This window comes from Chryseobacterium sp. HNCC26DJ238, assembly GCF_057180465.1.
In genome coordinates this window covers 105,523-123,123 of the sequence record NZ_JBXUGI010000001.1, presented here as the reverse complement: position 1 = coordinate 123,123, position 17,601 = coordinate 105,523, and the positions used below count along the sequence as shown (strand labels likewise).

At 35.1% G+C, this 17,601-nt stretch carries 18 protein-coding genes; 6 read left to right on the top strand and 12 right to left on the bottom strand.

The genetic code is table 11. The features are described from left to right. Positions 1-11 precede the first annotated feature (11 nt). Positions 12-710, top strand: a complete 699-nt coding sequence (gene prfH / locus AC2A07_RS00555; protein ID WP_484048741.1) for a peptide chain release factor H — start codon at positions 12-14, stop codon at positions 708-710. Further along, a complete protein-coding gene (locus AC2A07_RS00550; RefSeq protein ID WP_484048740.1) occupies positions 697-1,209 on the top strand; it encodes a hypothetical protein in 513 nt (170 codons plus the stop codon). The genes prfH and AC2A07_RS00550 overlap by 14 nt, the downstream gene beginning before the upstream one ends. Positions 1,210-1,599: 390 nt before the next feature. Here the strand turns inward: AC2A07_RS00550 and AC2A07_RS00545 are convergent, their stop codons facing one another. Then, positions 1,600-1,893, bottom strand: a complete 294-nt coding sequence (locus AC2A07_RS00545) for a c-type cytochrome (RefSeq protein WP_484048739.1) — start codon at positions 1,891-1,893, stop codon at positions 1,600-1,602. A 180-nt stretch (positions 1,894-2,073) separates the two neighbouring features. Between AC2A07_RS00545 and meaB the strand changes: the two genes are divergently transcribed. Continuing rightward, positions 2,074-3,057 (top strand): methylmalonyl Co-A mutase-associated GTPase MeaB, encoded by a 984-nt coding sequence (gene meaB, locus AC2A07_RS00540; protein ID WP_484048738.1) that lies wholly within the window; start codon positions 2,074-2,076, stop codon positions 3,055-3,057. On the opposite strand, the gene AC2A07_RS00535 is transcribed toward meaB, so the two are convergent. Next, the gene (locus tag AC2A07_RS00535) at positions 3,058-3,606 is read right to left on the bottom strand and encodes a DUF4251 domain-containing protein (protein WP_484048737.1); all 549 of its coding nucleotides are present in this window, start codon (positions 3,604-3,606) and stop codon (positions 3,058-3,060) included. A gap of 105 nt (positions 3,607-3,711) precedes the next feature. Here AC2A07_RS00535 and AC2A07_RS00530 point away from each other — a divergent pair, with 105 nt between their 5' ends. Both AC2A07_RS00530 and AC2A07_RS00525 read left to right on the top strand, forming a co-directional pair. Next, positions 3,712-4,518 (top strand): M48 family metallopeptidase, encoded by an 807-nt coding sequence (locus AC2A07_RS00530; RefSeq protein ID WP_484048736.1) that lies wholly within the window; start codon positions 3,712-3,714, stop codon positions 4,516-4,518. A 54-nt stretch (positions 4,519-4,572) separates the two neighbouring features. Continuing rightward, positions 4,573-4,887, top strand: coding sequence for a hypothetical protein (locus AC2A07_RS00525; protein ID WP_484048735.1), 315 nt, complete (start codon positions 4,573-4,575; stop codon positions 4,885-4,887). A gap of 37 nt (positions 4,888-4,924) precedes the next feature. Here the strand turns inward: AC2A07_RS00525 and AC2A07_RS00520 are convergent, their stop codons facing one another. The 8 genes from AC2A07_RS00520 to AC2A07_RS00485 all read right to left on the bottom strand — a co-directional run bounded on the left by AC2A07_RS00520 (position 4,925) and on the right by AC2A07_RS00485 (position 13,154). Further along, entirely contained in the window at positions 4,925-5,563 is a 639-nt protein-coding gene (locus AC2A07_RS00520; protein ID WP_484048734.1) for an outer membrane beta-barrel protein, read from the bottom strand. Continuing rightward, positions 5,547-6,365 (bottom strand): ABC transporter ATP-binding protein, encoded by an 819-nt coding sequence (locus tag AC2A07_RS00515; RefSeq protein ID WP_162088067.1) that lies wholly within the window; start codon positions 6,363-6,365, stop codon positions 5,547-5,549. The genes AC2A07_RS00520 and AC2A07_RS00515 overlap by 17 nt, the downstream gene beginning before the upstream one ends. Continuing rightward, positions 6,365-7,117 (bottom strand): MlaE family ABC transporter permease, encoded by a 753-nt coding sequence (locus AC2A07_RS00510; protein ID WP_484048733.1) that lies wholly within the window; start codon positions 7,115-7,117, stop codon positions 6,365-6,367. The genes AC2A07_RS00515 and AC2A07_RS00510 overlap by 1 nt, the downstream gene beginning before the upstream one ends. 28 nt (positions 7,118-7,145) lie before the next feature. Beyond that, on the bottom strand, positions 7,146-8,516 hold the full coding sequence (locus AC2A07_RS00505; protein WP_484048732.1) for an exopolysaccharide biosynthesis polyprenyl glycosylphosphotransferase: 1,371 nt from the start codon (positions 8,514-8,516) through the stop codon (positions 7,146-7,148). Between the two features lie 39 nt (positions 8,517-8,555). Then, positions 8,556-9,185 (bottom strand): 7-carboxy-7-deazaguanine synthase QueE, encoded by a 630-nt coding sequence (locus AC2A07_RS00500; RefSeq protein WP_484048731.1) that lies wholly within the window; start codon positions 9,183-9,185, stop codon positions 8,556-8,558. Between the two features lie 6 nt (positions 9,186-9,191). Next, positions 9,192-10,076 (bottom strand): tetrahydrofolate dehydrogenase/cyclohydrolase catalytic domain-containing protein, encoded by an 885-nt coding sequence (locus AC2A07_RS00495; RefSeq protein ID WP_314493042.1) that lies wholly within the window; start codon positions 10,074-10,076, stop codon positions 9,192-9,194. Between the two features lie 304 nt (positions 10,077-10,380). Further along, complete coding sequence (gene pgi, locus AC2A07_RS00490) at positions 10,381-12,021, bottom strand: glucose-6-phosphate isomerase (RefSeq protein WP_484048730.1); 1,641 nt, start codon at positions 12,019-12,021, stop codon at positions 10,381-10,383. 239 nt (positions 12,022-12,260) lie between these two features. After that, the gene (locus tag AC2A07_RS00485; RefSeq protein WP_484048729.1) at positions 12,261-13,154 is read right to left on the bottom strand and encodes a DUF4349 domain-containing protein; all 894 of its coding nucleotides are present in this window, start codon (positions 13,152-13,154) and stop codon (positions 12,261-12,263) included. Positions 13,155-13,359: 205 nt separating this feature from the next. Between AC2A07_RS00485 and AC2A07_RS00480 the strand changes: the two genes are divergently transcribed. Next, on the top strand, positions 13,360-14,718 hold the full coding sequence (locus tag AC2A07_RS00480; RefSeq protein WP_484048728.1) for an acyl-CoA dehydrogenase family protein: 1,359 nt from the start codon (positions 13,360-13,362) through the stop codon (positions 14,716-14,718). A gap of 81 nt (positions 14,719-14,799) precedes the next feature. Here AC2A07_RS00480 and AC2A07_RS00475 read toward each other — a convergent pair whose 3' ends face one another. Together AC2A07_RS00475 and AC2A07_RS00470 are read right to left on the bottom strand one after the other, a co-directional pair. Next, the gene (locus tag AC2A07_RS00475) at positions 14,800-15,177 is read right to left on the bottom strand and encodes a MauE/DoxX family redox-associated membrane protein (RefSeq protein ID WP_484048727.1); all 378 of its coding nucleotides are present in this window, start codon (positions 15,175-15,177) and stop codon (positions 14,800-14,802) included. A gap of 178 nt (positions 15,178-15,355) precedes the next feature. Next, positions 15,356-17,506: a hypothetical protein gene (locus AC2A07_RS00470; RefSeq protein WP_484048726.1), complete on the bottom strand. Its 2,151-nt coding sequence runs from the start codon at positions 17,504-17,506 to the stop codon at positions 15,356-15,358. Positions 17,507-17,601 lie beyond the last annotated feature (95 nt).

Below are 17,601 nucleotides of genomic sequence, written 5' to 3'. Positions count from 1 at the left end.
TAAATAAAACAATGGACAAAATAATACAGATCACCTCAGGAAAGGGGCCTTTAGAATGTCAGTGGGTAGTTGCCAAAGTTCTGAAGGTTTTCCTTGAGGAAGCGAAACAGAATAAAATTGATTTCGAAATCATCCACAGGGAAAATGGTGATGAAAACCTTACTTTGAAATCTGCAACTTTACTTTTAAAAGGAAAAGATATCAGTGAATTTTTGAAAACCTGGGTCGGAAGCATTCTCTGGACAGGGAAAAGCACATTCAGAAAACTTCACAAAAGAAGTAATTGGTTTATCGGTATTTTCGAACTTGAAGGTTTGGAGAAAGTCGATTTTAATGAAAAAGAAATCCAGTTTAAGACGGCAAGAAGTCAGGGAAGTGGCGGACAAAATGTAAATAAAGTGAATACTGCCGTTCGCGCAACTTATTTAAAAACGGGACAGAGTGTTTTCGTACAGGATACTCGTTCACAGCTTGAGAATAAAAAACTTTCAATAGCCAGACTTAAAGAAAAAGTGATGGAATTTTATATTCATCAATTAGAAAAGAGAATGCAGGAAACCTGGAATAATCATCTGAATGTGCAGAGAGGAAATACTGTTCGCAGCTTTTCAGGAACAGATTTTAAAAAGAATTATCAGGAAAAATCTTTCAGGAAAGAGAGAAATCAACTGAAAAACGAATTAAAAAATTACAAAAATGACACTAACTAAAAGTAAATACTATTTTGAAGCTCTGGATAATTATCCCTACAGCTTACCGGATTGTCTGGAAGCCTGGAATTATGCACTTTCTTATGACCCGGAAGATTCCGACAGTTTATGTCTTATGGGAAGAATTTACAGTGAAATGCTTATCGATTATGAAAAAGCAAAACTGTATTTCGAGGAAGCCATGCAATGTGATGTAACCAATCTCAATACTCCCAAATATTATATCAAATGTCTTCTGGATAATGAAGATTTTCACGAAGCTGAAAAATTGATCAGCTATTCCCTGAAAATTAAGGGTATTGATAAAGCGACAATATGGTTTTACAGATCGCTGCTTTCCGAGAAAAGAAGAAGTTTTTCCAATGCTTTAAACTTTCTGAAAGAGGCAGAGAAATATTGCTTTACATCGCACAGCCTTGATATCGTAAAAGAACGGAGGAAATTTATAAAATCAAAGATGCCAAAGGTGAAATCTAAAAGCAGAAAGGAGACTGATTAAGTCTCCTTTTTTACTCACGTTATAATTGAATAAATGAAGTGTACTCACTTCCGATCATACAGGCTTTGCTTAAAATTTACTTTTTATTTACCGAAATCAGATAATCATAGACCATCTGATGCTGCTCGTCAGTCAGTTTGGCCTTTGGTGCCATTCTGCTCAGGGTTTTAATCCACTCCTGATCGTCATGTTTTTCCGGATCGGGTAATTTGTGACATCTGTTACAGGAGTTTTCGAACACCGTGCGACCCTGAGCCAGTTGTTCTGATGTAGTGTACTTAGGTCCTGATACTGCTACACTCTTTGGACCGCAGGATACTAAAAAAAACTGAACCTGTGATCATACTTAAAACTAAACCTTTCATAATATTTTGTTTTTTTTAAGGGTTATTATTTTTTAACAGAAACCACATAATCATATACCCATTGATGCTGTTCATCAGTAAGTTTTGCTTTTGGAGCCATTGCATTCATGATTCCAACCCACTGTACAGAAGTAAACTGGGTGGGATCATATAATTTGTGACATCTGTTGCAGGAACTTTCGTAGATCGTCTTTCCCTGAGCGATCTGTTCAGCGGTACTCGTTGCAGATTTCGGAGTTTCTGCTGTGGGAATAGATTTTGGAGCACAGGAAACTGCTGAAATCAGGATGAATGTTGCTGCTGCAAAGAGACTCTTCATATTATTTTTTAAAATTGTTTAAACAAAAATAATGCTTTTTAGACCTGATCAGCCGTATCCGTTTTAATTTAGAAGCATTAAAATTAATACCACCCGGTAATGGATTTTGCAGGTTATTTTTATATTTTTGAATGAATGAAATTTAACGGATATATCTGGCCTTAAAAAAGAAATAATCAGATGGGATTTTCAACTGAAACATTAATGAACGGAATAAAATCAGGCGATAAACGTCTGATTGCAAAAGCGATTACATTAGTTGAAAGTAAAAAACCCGATCATCGCAATCAGGCTGAGGATTTACTGAAAGAAGTAATGCCCTTTACCGGAAAATCTATCCGTGTCGGAATCACCGGTGTCCCCGGAGCAGGAAAATCAACCTTTATAGAAAATTTTGGAAGAATGGTTATTGCAAACGGTAAAAAAGTAGCGGTTTTAGCAATCGATCCCAGTTCTGCAATTAATAAGGGGAGTATTTTAGGTGATAAGACAAGGATGGAGGAATTGGCAAAAGAAGAAAATGCGTTTATCCGGCCTTCTCCCAGTTCAGGATTTTTAGGTGGGGTCGCCAATACTACGTTTGAAACGATGATGATCTGTGAAGCCGCGGGATATGATTATATTTTAATTGAAACAGTTGGGGTAGGACAGTCCGAAGTATTGGTCTCGGATATTACCGACGTTTTCGTATTCCTGAAAATTACCGGAGGCGGTGATGAACTTCAGGGAATAAAACGAGGAATCATGGAAATGGTTGATGTGATTTTTATTAATAAAGTGGAAGAAAACAATCTGCAGAAAGCTAAAAATACAAGGCTTGAACTTAAACGTGCCTTAGATTTTCTGCCGTCAAGAGAAAAAGACTGGAAGGTTCCCGTATTACTGGGATCTGCACTTAAAAATCAGGGCCTGGATGAGGTATATCAAAAGATCAAAGATTTTATTGAATTGAAGCAAAAGACTGAACGCTTTGATCTGATAAGAAAACAACAGTCAGAAAAACGATATGAGTATTGGGTTCAGGAGTATATTCTGAATATGATGAAACGAGATCAATCTCTAGAAGAAGCCTATTTCCGTCACAAAAAAAATGCTTCAGACCTGATTTCCAATCCAAGTACTGAAGCAAAGTTATTTGTTGAGAAGTTTTTTTATAAAGACTGATTATTCAGCATTTTTTTCTTTCAGCGCATCATTCTTCGAAATATATCCATCATAAGTAATTGGCTGTCTGTCATTACTTCTTATGGAAGTAAATGCTTTTCCATTTTTGTAAACTTCAATATTGATATCTGACACATTTTTTACATCATTCGGCTTAATCAGAAATATCCAGTTCCCCTTTTTACTTTGAGATTTGGTAACAGTATAATCTTTAGAGGTAAATCTGTAACTGTTATCATTACTTCCATAAGTGGAAGTAAATGCTCTTCCGAAATAGGGAAGTACAACTTCTAGTTTTCCTTTTCGTAATTCTATCACATAGCCCTCACTGTCCAGTTGCAAAATTCTTGTAGAAGGATTATTGGGAATTGAATTCAGCGTATTGATGACATCATAGTTCATTGGGTTAGCTCTCTGAGCGTGAAAGGTAAATTCTTCAGAGTTTACCAAAGCATTCACTATTTGAGAATCATTAGAACTTTGAGCGGAACAGTTCTGGAAAATAAAGGCCAGAGTAAGAAGGGAGATTATTTTAAGATAATTTTGCATTACACTTTATATTAGTCTTATAGTGAAGCAAAATCTATGCAAATCTTTAGACCGGTATTGTTTTGGAATAGAAATTGTAATGTTGAATCTATAATACGCACAACAATGAAAATTATACAATTTTTTGGAATAGGGGCAACAGCAATAGCTTTAGTAGCCTGTACAACAAATCCAATGACGGGAAGACAGTCTTTTCAGATAGGCTCATTAAATTCTCAGATACAGACATCATCTTTACAGCAATATCAGCAGACTTTGAAAGAATCTAAAGTGGTTACCGGTTCTCAGGCACAAATGGTTAAAAGTGTTGGTCAGAAAATTAAGAGTGCTGCGGAAAGATACTATACCAGTATAGGAAGAGGTGCTGATTTAGCTAATTATCAATGGGAATTTAACCTGTTGCAGGATAGCCAAATCAATGCATGGTGTATGCCGGGAGGAAAAGTAGCTGTTTATACCGGAATTTTGCCTATTACCAAAGACCAGACAGGTCTTGCCGTAGTAATGGGGCATGAAGTTTCTCACGCTTTAGCGGGTCATGGGAATGAGAGGATTTCTCAGTCTATGGTAGCACAATATGGAGGGGCGATTTTAGGAAGTTCTATCTCCAATGCTCAATGGGCTAGTGTTTTTCAGAAAGTATATCCTATCGGATCTCAGGTAGCATTGCTTAAGTACGGAAGAACTCAGGAATCTGAAGCTGATGAAATGGGATTAAACCTGATGGCAATGGCCGGATATGACCCAAGACAGGCAATACCTTTCTGGAGCAGAATGGAAGCAAGTTCTTCAGGAGCAAGACAGCCGGAATTTTTATCTACCCACCCAAGCCCGGGAACAAGAATTGCTGATATTCAGAAAGACTTACCAAAGGCTTTAGAATATTACAGAGCTGCAGGAGGAAAGATCTAATTCAGATCTTTGTATCTATTTTAAATAACAATCAGTAATCAAAAATTGACTCTTATGAAAGGTATCTCAATAACCGGACTTATACTTTTGGCAGTATCAGCATTGCTATTTTATCTTACAACTGATTTTACGGTTGAAAGAATTACAATCTCTCACGTAATGGGAGTAATGGCAGGAATTGGAATCGGACTGATTATCGGTGGAATGATAGGTTACGTAAGCAAAGGTTCTGCTATCAAGGCGGAACAGCAGAGAAAAGAGCTTAAACAGCTTCAGAAAGATAAAGAAGAATTAGAAAAGCAGGCCGCAGTTCTGGCACAAAGACAGACAGAACCCGGAGAATATCAAAATAAAAATCCTCAAATTTAATTTGAGGATTTTTTGTTGTATTGAAAGAAAGATGTTATTAAAATTTATATCCTAAACCAAGCATAAATAAGCTTGATCTGTTATCATAATCAATTTGCTGATCAGATCCTGCAACACTGTTAATGAATTTTCTCTGGTCTTTGGAAAAAGCACCTTCATATTTTGCAGAAATAATTACTTTCTTAATTTCACTCTGGAAACCCAGCTGATATCCTACCGTAAATTCTTTTGCATCAACTTTTTGCACAAAACTGCCAAAATTATCACTTTTGGAAAGGTTAAAACTTCCAACAGGTCCGGCATACGCACTTAATAAATCACCTAAAAGACTTACCCCTACCAAAACAGGAATGTCAACCCTGCTGCTCTTTGCCTTGATGGTCGTCTGGTTTGCATTGATGTCGTTAGCCACCGTTACTTCATTGCTGAAATTGGTATAATAGATTTCAGGCATCAGGAATAGCCTCGTAGGCAAATCAATTTTCAAAGAAAGACCTGCATTGAAACCTGTAATATTCTTGCCTTTTTGCTCTACAGCATTCGTAGCAGCAGTCCTAAGGTTTTTCCATGATGCTGAGCTTGTAGGGATCAGAACATTAGCTTTGGCTGCAAGAGAAATTTGTGCTGAAGCAATAACTGAAAAACTTAATAATGCGATACTAATTATCTTTTTCATTGTCGTCAATTTTAGTAATTGTATTTTCTATTGTTGTTTTATTATTTTCAAGCAAATACTCCCTTAGTTCCTTGAATAATTCTGATGAATAAACGAAATCAATCAAATTTTTATTGCCTGCTGTAATCAGAATGTCTTTATTTCCTTCCCACTCTTTGATTCCCAATCTTAAATAAACAATTTTTTCTCCGATCGTCATCACAGAATTCATATCATGGGTGTTGATAATAGTTGTTGTATTATATTCCTTAGTGATTTCAAGTAAAAGGTCGTCGATTACATTGGAAGTATAGGGGTCCAACCCTGAGTTGGGCTCATCACAGAAAAGATACTTCGGATGGTTAACAATAGCTCTGGCAATCGCAACACGTTTCTGCATACCACCTGAAATTTCTGAAGGAAACTTTCTGTTGGCTTTATCCAGATGTACCCGGCCGATTACCTCAAAGACTCTTCGCTTCTTTTCTCTGAAGGTTAAATTGGTAAACATATCAAGCGGGAACATGATATTCTCTTCTACAGTCAGTGAATCAAATAATGCACTTCCCTGGAATAAAGTGCCGATTTCTGAACGTAACTGCTGCTTTTCTTCACGGTTCATTACATTGATATCCCTTCCGTCAAACAGAATCTCACCTGAAGAGGGCTGGTATACATTTAATAAACTTTTCAGGAAAACGGTTTTACCTGATCCACTCTGTCCGATGATAAGATTTGTTTTTCCTTTTTCAAAAGTTGTTGAAATTCCTTTAAGCACTTCAACATCACCAAAACTTTTTTTAAGATCTTTTACCTCAATCATCAGCTTAATATTAATTGTGTTAAAATTAATTCAGAAATAATAATAAATACCATCGTCCAAACCACTGCCTGTGTACTTGCTCTACCCACTTCCAGTGAACCTCCATTGACAAAATATCCGAAATATGAAGGGACGGTAGCGATAACAAATGCAAAAACAATAGTTTTGGCAAATGCATAATAGATGAAAAGGTTGGGCATATACATCTGTATACCGGTAATATAGTCTGCAGTAGTCCAGTTACCGGTAAGGATTCCTGCAATGTAGCCACCACCGATGCCAAAAACAATACTGAGTGCTATCAATATAGGGTTGAAAATAAGACATGCGATAATCTTAGGTAAAATCAAAAAATTAGGTGAGTTAACCCCCATAATATCCAAAGCATCAATTTGTTCGGAAACCCGCATGGTTCCAATTGTTGATGCAATGTATGAGCCTACTTTTCCTGCAAGAATCAAACTGATAATCGTAGGGGCAAACTCAAGAACCAACACTGCTTTTGTTGCATATCCTACAAATGAGGTTGGAATTGGAAAGGAAGAAGCGTCGAAATTATTAAACATCTGAATGGCCACTACAGCACCTACAAAGATAGAAGTGAAGATCACCAAACCAAATGAATTGACGCCCAGATCATTGATTTCTCTCATGAAAAGCTTCCAGAAAACTCTCATTTTCTGAGGTTTTTGAAGAGATTTACCAATAAGAATCATGTATTCTCCTATGGCTGTAAAAAACTTTTTTAACATGCTGCTAAATTAGACTATTTTTATTTATTTATCTGGCGTTTTTATCGCCACCAATTATCAGGATAATGGTTTTTAAAATGATTACGATGTCCATTGAAAAACTCCAGTTTCTCACATAAAAGGCATCAGCCAGTATTCTTTTGTTCATCTCCACTTCTACGTTACCGGCATCTCCACGCAGACCGTTTATTTGTGCCAAACCCGTAATGCCCGGATTGACAAGGCTTCTCAATGTATATCTCCCGATTTTCGGTTTATAATAGTTGTCTACTGCCAGCATGTGAGGACGGGGTCCTGCTACTGACATTTCGCCTTTCAAAACGTTTATAAACTGTGGCAATTCATCAAGGCTTGTTCTCCTCAGGAATTTTCCTATCTTGGTGATACGTTGATCATTGTCACTAGTCGTTTTTATGGCTGAATCATCATTGACAACCATGGTTCTGAATTTAATGCAGCTAAAAACCTCTTCATGAAATCCATATCTTTTCTGAATAAAAAAAACAGGCCCTTTTGAATCTTTTTTAATAAAAAATGCAATGAGTGGAAACAACCATGAACAAATCAAAACTAAGACCAATATTGAAAATATGATATCAAAAGTTCTTTTCACTAAAAAATTTGAATAATGATCTAAAGGATATCTTGTCTGGTTTAAGACAAGCTGATTCTGGATGTATGCCAGGTCAAAATAAAAATAATCATTTTGAGAGATGTCCGGAATAAGGGAAACATGAACTTTCTGGGCTTCAGCTAGCCGGAAAATTTCATCCCTTTTCTGATCTGAAAATGGAGTTTCCACAGGTAGGAATAAAGTATGAATTCCATTTTTTCTCCAGAATTCAGTTAGATTATCAACATCGAGTTCCTTTGAATGATAATGAAATATTTTATAGCCATAATCTTTTCTCTCTTCTAAAATGTTTTTAAGTGTCTCAGTAGAATTGTTGTCATACAGAAACATAACATTTCTATGATTAACGCCCAGTGAACGAAGGTATTTTATTCCGAAATAAACAATTGATTTTGTAAGAACGATAAAAAACAGAAAGTAAAATGAAAGCCAGGTAAGTTCTGACGCAAAAAACTGGTTATTGCTTACTTTTCTGATAAGAACCAATCCAAGGATAAACAGAAGAAAATGGATAATAATGCGTTCTACAAAAACCGTGTAGGTAAGATTTCGCGTGATGTTATAAATTTTTGTTCTGCCGCTTAATAAGACCCAGAAGGAAATCAGAAGAAGGATGGAGAAAGAATTTTGTGACCAGATCTCTCTGTTATGAACCAAATCTTTATTCTGACTTAAAAAAAAGAATATAAATACAGATGCAATGACCAGGAGGTCCAGCAATATAATAATCGATTTTAAATATCTGGAATATCGAATTCTCTGCATCTAAGGGTGTTTAGTATACAATGCTAATGTATAAAAATGTTATGGAATATTCAGATATTTATGGGTTTGAACTGATGCCTGCCAACGGGGATTTGCAAGAATGAAATCAGTGATTTTAGGATAAATTTCATCACGTTTACTCCATTCGCTCTGTAGATAAAGACGACAGTTTTCTGACACTTTTGAAGCCTGCTCTTCGGCAAACTTTAAATCGTTATTATTAAATACAATTACCTTGAGTTCGTGAGCTTTCAGATAGATTTCTTCTTTAGGAAGTCCTGTTTTCTTTGGCGAAAGGGTAATCCAGTCCAACTGTCCGCTCATCGGATAAGCTCCTGAAGTTTCAATATGGACCGTGCATCCCAGTTCTTTTAATTTTGAAGTTAAGATACCTAAATTCCACATCAGTGGTTCGCCGCCGGTCAGAACAACAATTTTACAGTGTCGGGCAGCGGTTTTTGCAATTTCTTCAGCATTCATCAGTGGATGCAATGTGGGATCCCAGCTTTCTTTCACATCGCACCAGTGGCATCCGACATCGCAGCCACCCAATCTGATGAAATAAGCTGCTTTACCGGTGTGTGCCCCTTCGCCCTGAATGGTGTAAAAATGCTCCATCACAGGGAGCATTTTACCTTCTTTTAACAATATATCTTCTTCTTTATTCATTTTAAGTTAGTCGTTATAGACTGAAGTTTTGTAAGCAATAATGGTGTTTTTCATCAACATTGCTCTGGTCATTGGTCCAACTCCTCCGGGAACCGGGGTGATCCAGCTTGCTTTTTCCGCACAGCTGTCAAAATCTACATCACCGGCTAAATAATATCCTTTTGGCGAATCATTATCTACTCTTGTTATTCCAACATCAACGATTACAGCTCCTTCTTTGATCATTTCACCTTTCAAAAAATGAGGATCACCTAAAGCGGTAATTACGATGTCTGCTTTTTTAGTGTATTCTTCAATATCTTTAGTGTAAGAATGCGTTAAAGTTACTGTTGAATTTCCTGGAAAATCTTTTCTGCCCATCAGAATACTCATGGGTCTTCCCACGATTTTACTTCTGCCGATGATCACACAGTCTTTACCTTTTGTTTCAATATTATATCTTTCCAGCAGCGTTAAAATTCCAAATGGTGTTGCAGGAAGAAAAGTTGCCATTTCCAAAGCCATTTTCCCGAAATTTTCAGGATGAAAACCATCTACATCTTTTCTTGGGTCAATGGCGTTAATAATCTTCTCCTGATCAACCTGTTCAGGTAAAGGTAACTGAACAATAAATCCGTCTACCGCCTTTGATTTATTCAATTCATCAATTTTTTCAAGTAATTCAGATTCAGAAACAGTGCTGGGAAATTTTACTAAGCTTGATTTAAATCCTACTTCTTCACAGTCCTTTACTTTAGCATTTACATATGCCTTGCTTGCACCGTTATTTCCTACAAGAATTGCAACCAGATGGGGTGCTCTTTTTTTGCTCTCCAGAATTTTATCAACTTCAACCTTGATTTCTGCTTTTATTTCTTTGGATACTTTTAATCCGTCAAGAATTTCTGCCATTTTAATTATATTACTTTTATTAGATTAAGGATTTTTTTGCAGGGTCTGATGAGTGCAGAATATTACTAATTTTCTGTGCAATTACAGGAACCTTAATTTTTAACTCTACGTTTTTCTGAAATTTCACCCGAAGATTCAAATGCGTCTTCAAATTTAGATTATCTTCCATTAAAGCTTTATTAATTACCTTTTTCATCTCATCCGTCAATTCATGATCATCTTCATATTTATCAGAACTGATTTTTAATTTTTTTAAAATATTTCCGTAAGGTTTTCAGTCAAAATTAATGAAAATCTATAACGGTTATTTATGTGATTTGTAGTAATTGATCAGCCCGTTTGTAGAACTGTCGTGAGAGTCAACAGTATCATCATCTTTTAATTCAGGTAAGATTTTATTAGCCAAAACTTTACCCAACTCTACTCCGAACTGATCAAAACTGAAAATATTCCAGATGACACCCTGTACGAAAATTTTATGCTCATATAAAGCAATCAGCTGACCTAAAGAAAATGGAGTTAATTCATTAATGATCAGTGAATTGGTAGGTGTGTTTCCATGAAAGACTTTGTAGTTTAAAAGTCGCTCAACCTCTTCATCAGATTTTCCTGAATCTTTTAATTCTTTTTCTGCTTCTTCTTCGTTTTTTCCAAAAGCTAACGCTTCAGTCTGTGCAAAAAAGTTAGCGAGTAATATATCCTGGTGATCAGATACAGCATTACAGCTTTTAGCATAAGCGATAAAATCGGCAGGAATTAATTCTGTACCCTGATGGATCAGTTGATAAAAGGCATGCTGACCGTTGGTTCCCGGTTCTCCCCAGATGATCGGGCCTGTTTCGTATTCCACAAACTCGCCGTTTCTGTCAACGCATTTTCCGTTGCTTTCCATATCGCCCTGCTGCAGATACGCTGCAAATCTGTCCAGATATTGAGAGTATGGTAAAATTGCATAGGTCGTAGCAGCGTAGAAATTTCTGTACCAGATTCCCAGCAGTCCCATTAAAACAGGTATGTTTTCTGAAAAATCAGTATTACGGAAATGCTGATCAGTATCAGAAGCTCCTTTCAAAAGTTGCTCAAAGTTTTCATATCCCACAGAAAGTACAATGCTTAAACCGATAGCACTCCAGAGAGAATATCGTCCGCCAACCCAATCCCAGAATTCGAAGATGTTGTCTTCTGCAATTCCGAAATCTTTAACTGCTTTAACATTAGTTGATAAGGCGACAAAATGTTTAGCGACATCTTCCTGATTTCCCGCTTTTAAAAACCAGTCTTTTGCAGAGTTTGCATTTGTCATTGTTTCCTGAGTCGTAAATGTTTTGGATGCAATGATAAATAAAGTGGTTTCAGGATTCAGGTTTTTAGTGACTTCTGCAATGTGGTTTCCATCAACATTGGAAACGAAATGAGTGTTAAGTCGTGTTTTAAAATGTTTTAAAGCAGAAACGACCATGACAGGTCCCAAATCTGAACCTCCGATTCCTATATTAACGATATCTGTGATTTCCTTCCCGCTGAAACCTTTATGTGCTCCTGAGATAATGCTTTCAGAGAAAGATTTCATATGATCAAGAACTCTTTTAATCTGAGGTTTGATATTTTCCCCGTCAACTAAAATCTCCTGATCAGAAAAATCTCTTAATGCAGTATGCAAAACAGCTCTCCCTTCTGTTTCGTTAATAATATCTCCCGAAAACATTTTAGAAACAGCATCTTTTAACTGGCACTCTTCTGCCAAATTAAGAAGAAGCTCTTTGGTTTTAGAGTCAATTAAATTTTTAGAATAATCAAAAAGATAATTTTCTCTCTTCACAGAAAATTCAGTAAAACGGTCTGCGTTATATTGAAAAAGGCTTCTCAATTCAAAATCATTATCTGCAAAGTGTTCATCAAGTGCTTTCCAGCTATAGGTTTGGGTAGGGTTTATTTTTGATAACATAGATAGAAGTCGTTATAGGATTTGGATTAATTATATAAAATTATATGGATTAAATTTCAATTTGCAAATTTACGGAATTTCAGGCAATCATTTTAGCTGATGCTTAAAAATTGATTCACAATCAGTGTGACATCACATTATCTGAATCTTATAGATTGAAAAAAACCTCTGCAAAAAGCAGAGGTATGAAAAATCTATGTTGATAACCCTTAGGTTAGGATGCCGGTATTTTATGCAGACTATTGTTTTATTTTCCTTTTAGATTGATGTTTTCTGTAAAAGTAAAATGTGACTATAACAATTAGTACGATGGGCCAGACGGTTACCAGTCCTATAAAAATTCTCTGAATCAAATAAAACCCCTCCACAAATGCGTTTTTCACATCATACATAAAATTAAATTTATATTTATTGTCGATGTTTTGAATGTTCGTGACAGCAATTTCTGCTATTCGAAGTTTAGGTTCTTTAAGATAAATGTCAACGGTGCTGTATTTCAGCTTATCATTGATCTCAAGATTGGCAAATTGTTGCTGATTGTCTTCAGATCTGTTTTCATTACTCATCTTCACTTTATCTTTTGTGGTTTTGAGCCCCGAAATATCTTCATTGTTCTTTTTAATTCGTTCACCTTCCATTTCTGCATATTGAATGCCGGATGTCACATCTTCAGCATTAATAAGTCTTGAATTCAGAAACAGTTTTTTGTCATTGATGAATGTTAAAAGTTCACCCAATTTTGATGTCGGAACTCTTACCTGTAAAGAATTTTCAGTCTGGTATTTTTTTATAAGAATCGATTCTTCGTTCGATGTGTTATAAGTGTCTTCAGAAATTACTCTGCTCTGTAAATCACTGTGAGTAACAAATCCTCCAAGATCCTGGACTGATTTTTCAATGGAAATTGTCGCACTGTAAACATCTTTCACCTCCATGTTGACTTCTGCGGTTCTGATAAATTGTTTGTCTTTCACCTTCATTGTCGCTACAGAAGAAATTTCTTCAGAAACTGCTGCAGAATCTGCGTTTTCTGAAATTTCGTAGCCGCTCACGGAAGCTTCTCCTTTTTTACATGAATAAACTGCTAATAAAAGAACTGTTGCCAATGATAATTTAATGTAAGGAATTTTCATTTCGTTAATTTTTATTGTTTTGCTTACTTCAAAGTTGAGGATGAAACGTCTGTAATGTTTGAAAATGAAAAGTAAAAAACTTGTAAATGATTTGATTGTGTTTAAGTAATTGAAAATGAAGTATTTGTAAAATTAAAATTATTTTGTGTGTGGTATTCGGATTGATTTTTGCTTGTTTTTTACAAATTAAATCACACTTATAATTATGTCTAATACATTTTCCAAAATCAGAAACGCCATAGAATTATTTAAATCCATCGACTTCGACCAGTTGAGTTCAATTTCTCAGAAGGTAAACCTTCCAAAGCTCATGGAGAACTTTTCAAAATTAGATGATAAGCAGCTCAACGGAATGATGAAAATGCTGGATCCAAATAAGAAAAAAGCAGAATTACCACCAATTAACGGGGATTTCTACGATATTTATCATACTTTGACACCTGAGCAAAGAGAGGTTCAGATGAAAGTAAGGACATTTATGGAAAAAGAAGTAAAACCTTTGGTTAATCATTATTGGCTGCGGGACGAATTTCCGCATGAGCTAATTCCTAAATTTCAGAAATTAGATATCTGTGGAGTGACTTATGAAGGTTATGGATGCAAAGGGATGCCTTTCCTGATGGAAGGGGTTATTGCTATGGAAATGGCACGGGTCGATGCATCGATTGCCACTTTCTTTGGTGTCCAGTCCGGTTTGGCTATGGGCTCAATTTATATTTGCGGTTCAGAAGAACAGAAGCAGAAATGGCTTCCTCAAATGCAGAAGTTTGAGAAAATAGGTGCTTTTGGCCTGACAGAGCCGGAAGTAGGTTCTGGAGCTGCGGGCGGCTTGACGGTCACCTGTAAAAAAACTCCTGAAGGCTGGATGCTGAATGGACAGAAAAAATGGATAGGTAATGCAACATTTGCAGATCTGATTATTATCTGGGCAAGAGATTTGGATGACGGCGAGGTGAAAGGTTTTATTGTTGAAAAGGATAATCCGGGATATTCAGTTGAGAAAATCAAAGGGAAAATGGCATTGAGAATAGTTCAGAACGGTTTAATTACCTTGAAAGATTGTATCATTACTGAAGAAAATAGGCTGCAGAATGCGAATTCATTTAAAGACACCGCAAAAGTGTTGAGAATGACAAGGGCAGGAGTTGCCTGGATGGCGACAGGCTGCGCCAGGGGAGCTTACGAAAGCGCATTGGACTATACCCGGACAAGAGAGCAATTTGGTAAACCTATTGCTTCCTTCCAGATGATTCAGGGGCATTTGGTTGAAATGCTTTCTAATTTAACGGCTATGCAGACTATGGTTTTCAGGTTGTCAGAAATGCAGGATGAAGGAATTTTAAAAGATGAACATGCCTCTTTAGCAAAAGTTTTCTGTACTATGCGAACAAGAGATATTGTTTCAAGAGCTAGGGAAGTTCTTGGAGGAAACGGTATTCTGCTGGAGTATGATGTAGCGAGATTTGTTGCCGATGCAGAAGCCATCTATTCATATGAAGGAACCAAGGAAATCAACTCACTTATTGTGGGAAGGTCAATTACCGGTTTCAGTGCTTTTGTTTAACTAATATGAATGGTCAATTGTGGATATTTTTTATTTTTAGAATTCAACTTCGAGGCGAGCTCACAATTGACCATTAACTTTTCAGCTGATCAATCTTTTATATTTTTCTTTATTATCAATAATCATCCAAAGATTGATTACAAAAAGAATCCCAGCAATGGCCATTCCGGAAGTAGATTTATCGATTATGAAATTATGTAGAATAATTCCTACCATTACAGGTAAGATGACGATAGCTCCGAGTGCGCGCGTTTTAGGAAAGATAAATAATAATCCTCCAATTAATTCTACCACTCCTACTAATGGCATTAACCAACTGATTTCCTCCAACGCTGCAAAAAGTTTTATTTGTTGGGGGGATGGTTTCGGCATGGGCATGTAGTTAAGAAACTTATTTAATCCTGCACTAATGAACATAAGTCCAAACAGTAAACTGATAATTAATTTTATAATTTTCATGTTTTATAATTTTCAACTAATTTATATTAAATTTATGGATTTATAAAATTCATATAACCAATAAAGATATTTGAAAAAGTCCGTTTCAGATATTGAAACGGACATTGATATTTTATCTAACTTGTATTTAAAGAATTATAATTTAATACAAGTATTGCGATTTAATTAGGTTCGCAATCTAATTTTGCATAATACCTGAATTCTTTAATTTGATTAATAAATTATTAAAATCATTACGAAGGCTTATGAGATCAATTGCGTTTGAATTCGTCTGGTGTTCTGATTTTATTATAGGTAAATCTATAATAAATGTCTGATTATTTGTATCATAAGTGTCGGACAATATTACAGGAAAATCATCAGTATATTTTCCAAGTATTTCTATTACAATATCTAAATCCCATAATGTATTAATAGCGGTATCTTCATTACTTTGCTTAAAAGTAATTGTTGCTTTATTGTTTTTAATATAGAGGCCTGTGGAAATAGGGAGTTTTTTAAGATCAGCTATAGTGTCAGTATAACTTATAGTTTTTAGATTTAAAAGAGAAACTATTTCTTCTTTATTACTGGTTGAATTATTATCAAACCAATATCCATTTGTCGTTATCTTTAGGTAAAGATCTCTTGCTTCAAAATCTGAAGTTATATAATCAAAAGTTACATCTATGAATTTTCCAGAAGGAATTCTCTTTTGATTAAAACTTTTTATGAGTTTGTTACCTTTACAAATATTAGCTACAGAAACCATTGGAGGCATTTCTTTTATTTCTATTTTATTATTATATGCTCTCTTTAAATAAAAGTCAGAATTTGTATAATAAATATTATTTGGATTCATATTAGTATTTATAGAAAATTCTTCAGTATTATGAAATAAATTGTCAAAAAATTCTAAATTTCTATCCTCTTCACCATACATATATAAAAAGTTACCTTTCGATGCTAAATTTATAAATGTATTTTTAAATACTTTTACCCCTTCTTTCTGCTTTCCAATCTTGAAAATGCCAAGTACATCTCCAATATTAGATGAGCCTGCATCTCGATGAATATAATTATCATAAATTAATGTTTCACGACATCTTTTTTTATTAAAATGATCATACTCATATGATATTTCAAAATTGAAATTATAATTTGAGGATAAATATATTTTGTTTGAATAAAAGTGTTCCCCTCCACCATTTAATACTATTGATGAATCGTAAAAGTTATTATTATAAATGGTATTATTGCATGTTAAAGCATTCCAATCTTGAGCTACAAAAAAAGGATTATTTTTAAAAATACAATGGGTTACTGTAGAATCGTGCGTTCCTAAATGAAGAGCTAATCCATCTCCTAAATTGTTTTCGAATAAAACATTTTCTATAATTGTGTCACTACTTCCTCTGCCAAAATTAGATACAAATCCTTGCTCAATGTCTATACCATCTTTTGGTAGTGTACCATATGTTTTACCAGTATTGGTATAAGATCCTCCAATGATTTTTAATCTCTTGCTATCCACAACAGAGCATCCCTGTCTGTAGTTATTATCTGCATGGCAATTTCTAATAATCCCGTCTTCATTCCAATTCTCTATACCTGCAGTAAACAGATCGTCGGAATCAATTAAAAATCCATCCATACAGGTGTTATTTGATCTGCAATCTGAAAATTCGTACTTTTTACAAGAAGTTATTCTAAATCCTGATTGATTATTATACGGAGAGTCATCACCACCATCAGGTTTTCTGGTGTTTTTTGAACCGTCATAATTAAGGTTTTCAACTTTAAAATTGCTGCAATTTAAGAACTCAAAGCCACGAGCATTTATAATTGGTGCATTATTTGGATGTGCTATGACAAAGGCTCCATTTCCATAAATAGCGAAATTTGATTTGTCTTTAAAACTGAAAAAAATCTCTTCCCCAATATTTATTTCACCAGAATATAAATTTGTTGTAGGATGTAAATCATATCTGTCGTAAGTTCCATCACCTTGCAGATATTTTGCGTTTTCGAAAACAATAATAAAGTCTTTTTCAGGAGTAAACTCAATCATTCTTCTTATTGCTGGCGCATCATTAGTTAGTCCGTCTCCCTTTGCTCCAAACCTCTTAACGTAAATTGTGCGATTTGTAAGCCAATCGACATCAACATAGTAATCGTTTCCTCTTTTTCTATAAATAATGCCATCTGCAGAAATTATCGGAGAGCCATTGTGCCATTGAAGAGTTTTCTTAAAATTGACATTTTCATTGGTGTGACTATCTACTAGTTGAACTAAGTCATCATTAGGGTAGACACTTGTTGCTGAAAAGAAGTCTTCTGTGTAAATCATAATTTTTTTATTTAATTGATATTAATAGAAAATACTTGTGTATCTTCTATTAATCAAAATTATAACTACACAGCGTCAAAACTTGACGTATTAAA

Bases quoted from the DNA above. Each gene is read 5' to 3' on its own strand.
- AC2A07_RS00485 (WP_484048729.1), bottom strand. From the start codon at position 13,154: ATGAAAATTCCTTACATTAAATTATCATTGGCAACAGTTCTTTTATTA.
- AC2A07_RS00500 (WP_484048731.1), bottom strand. From the start codon at position 9,185: ATGAATAAAGAAGAAGATATATTGTTAAAAGAAGGTAAAATGCTCCCT.
- AC2A07_RS00470 (WP_484048726.1), bottom strand. From the start codon at position 17,506: ATGATTTACACAGAAGACTTCTTTTCAGCAACAAGTGTCTACCCTAAT.
- AC2A07_RS00530 (WP_484048736.1), top strand. From the start codon at position 3,712: ATGAAAATTATACAATTTTTTGGAATAGGGGCAACAGCAATAGCTTTA.
- AC2A07_RS00550 (WP_484048740.1), top strand. From the start codon at position 697: ATGACACTAACTAAAAGTAAATACTATTTTGAAGCTCTGGATAATTAT.
- AC2A07_RS00515 (WP_162088067.1), bottom strand. From the start codon at position 6,365: ATGATTGAGGTAAAAGATCTTAAAAAAAGTTTTGGTGATGTTGAAGTG.
- AC2A07_RS00475 (WP_484048727.1), bottom strand. From the start codon at position 15,177: ATGAAAATTATAAAATTAATTATCAGTTTACTGTTTGGACTTATGTTC.
- AC2A07_RS00495 (WP_314493042.1), bottom strand. From the start codon at position 10,076: ATGGCAGAAATTCTTGACGGATTAAAAGTATCCAAAGAAATAAAAGCA.
- AC2A07_RS00520 (WP_484048734.1), bottom strand. From the start codon at position 5,563: ATGAAAAAGATAATTAGTATCGCATTATTAAGTTTTTCAGTTATTGCT.
- meaB (WP_484048738.1), top strand. From the start codon at position 2,074: ATGGGATTTTCAACTGAAACATTAATGAACGGAATAAAATCAGGCGAT.
- AC2A07_RS00505 (WP_484048732.1), bottom strand. From the start codon at position 8,516: ATGCAGAGAATTCGATATTCCAGATATTTAAAATCGATTATTATATTG.
- prfH (WP_484048741.1), top strand. From the start codon at position 12: ATGGACAAAATAATACAGATCACCTCAGGAAAGGGGCCTTTAGAATGT.
- AC2A07_RS00545 (WP_484048739.1), bottom strand. From the start codon at position 1,893: ATGAAGAGTCTCTTTGCAGCAGCAACATTCATCCTGATTTCAGCAGTT.
- AC2A07_RS00480 (WP_484048728.1), top strand. From the start codon at position 13,360: ATGTCTAATACATTTTCCAAAATCAGAAACGCCATAGAATTATTTAAA.
- AC2A07_RS00525 (WP_484048735.1), top strand. From the start codon at position 4,573: ATGAAAGGTATCTCAATAACCGGACTTATACTTTTGGCAGTATCAGCA.
- AC2A07_RS00510 (WP_484048733.1), bottom strand. From the start codon at position 7,117: ATGTTAAAAAAGTTTTTTACAGCCATAGGAGAATACATGATTCTTATT.
- AC2A07_RS00535 (WP_484048737.1), bottom strand. From the start codon at position 3,606: ATGCAAAATTATCTTAAAATAATCTCCCTTCTTACTCTGGCCTTTATT.
- pgi (WP_484048730.1), bottom strand. From the start codon at position 12,021: ATGTTATCAAAAATAAACCCTACCCAAACCTATAGCTGGAAAGCACTT.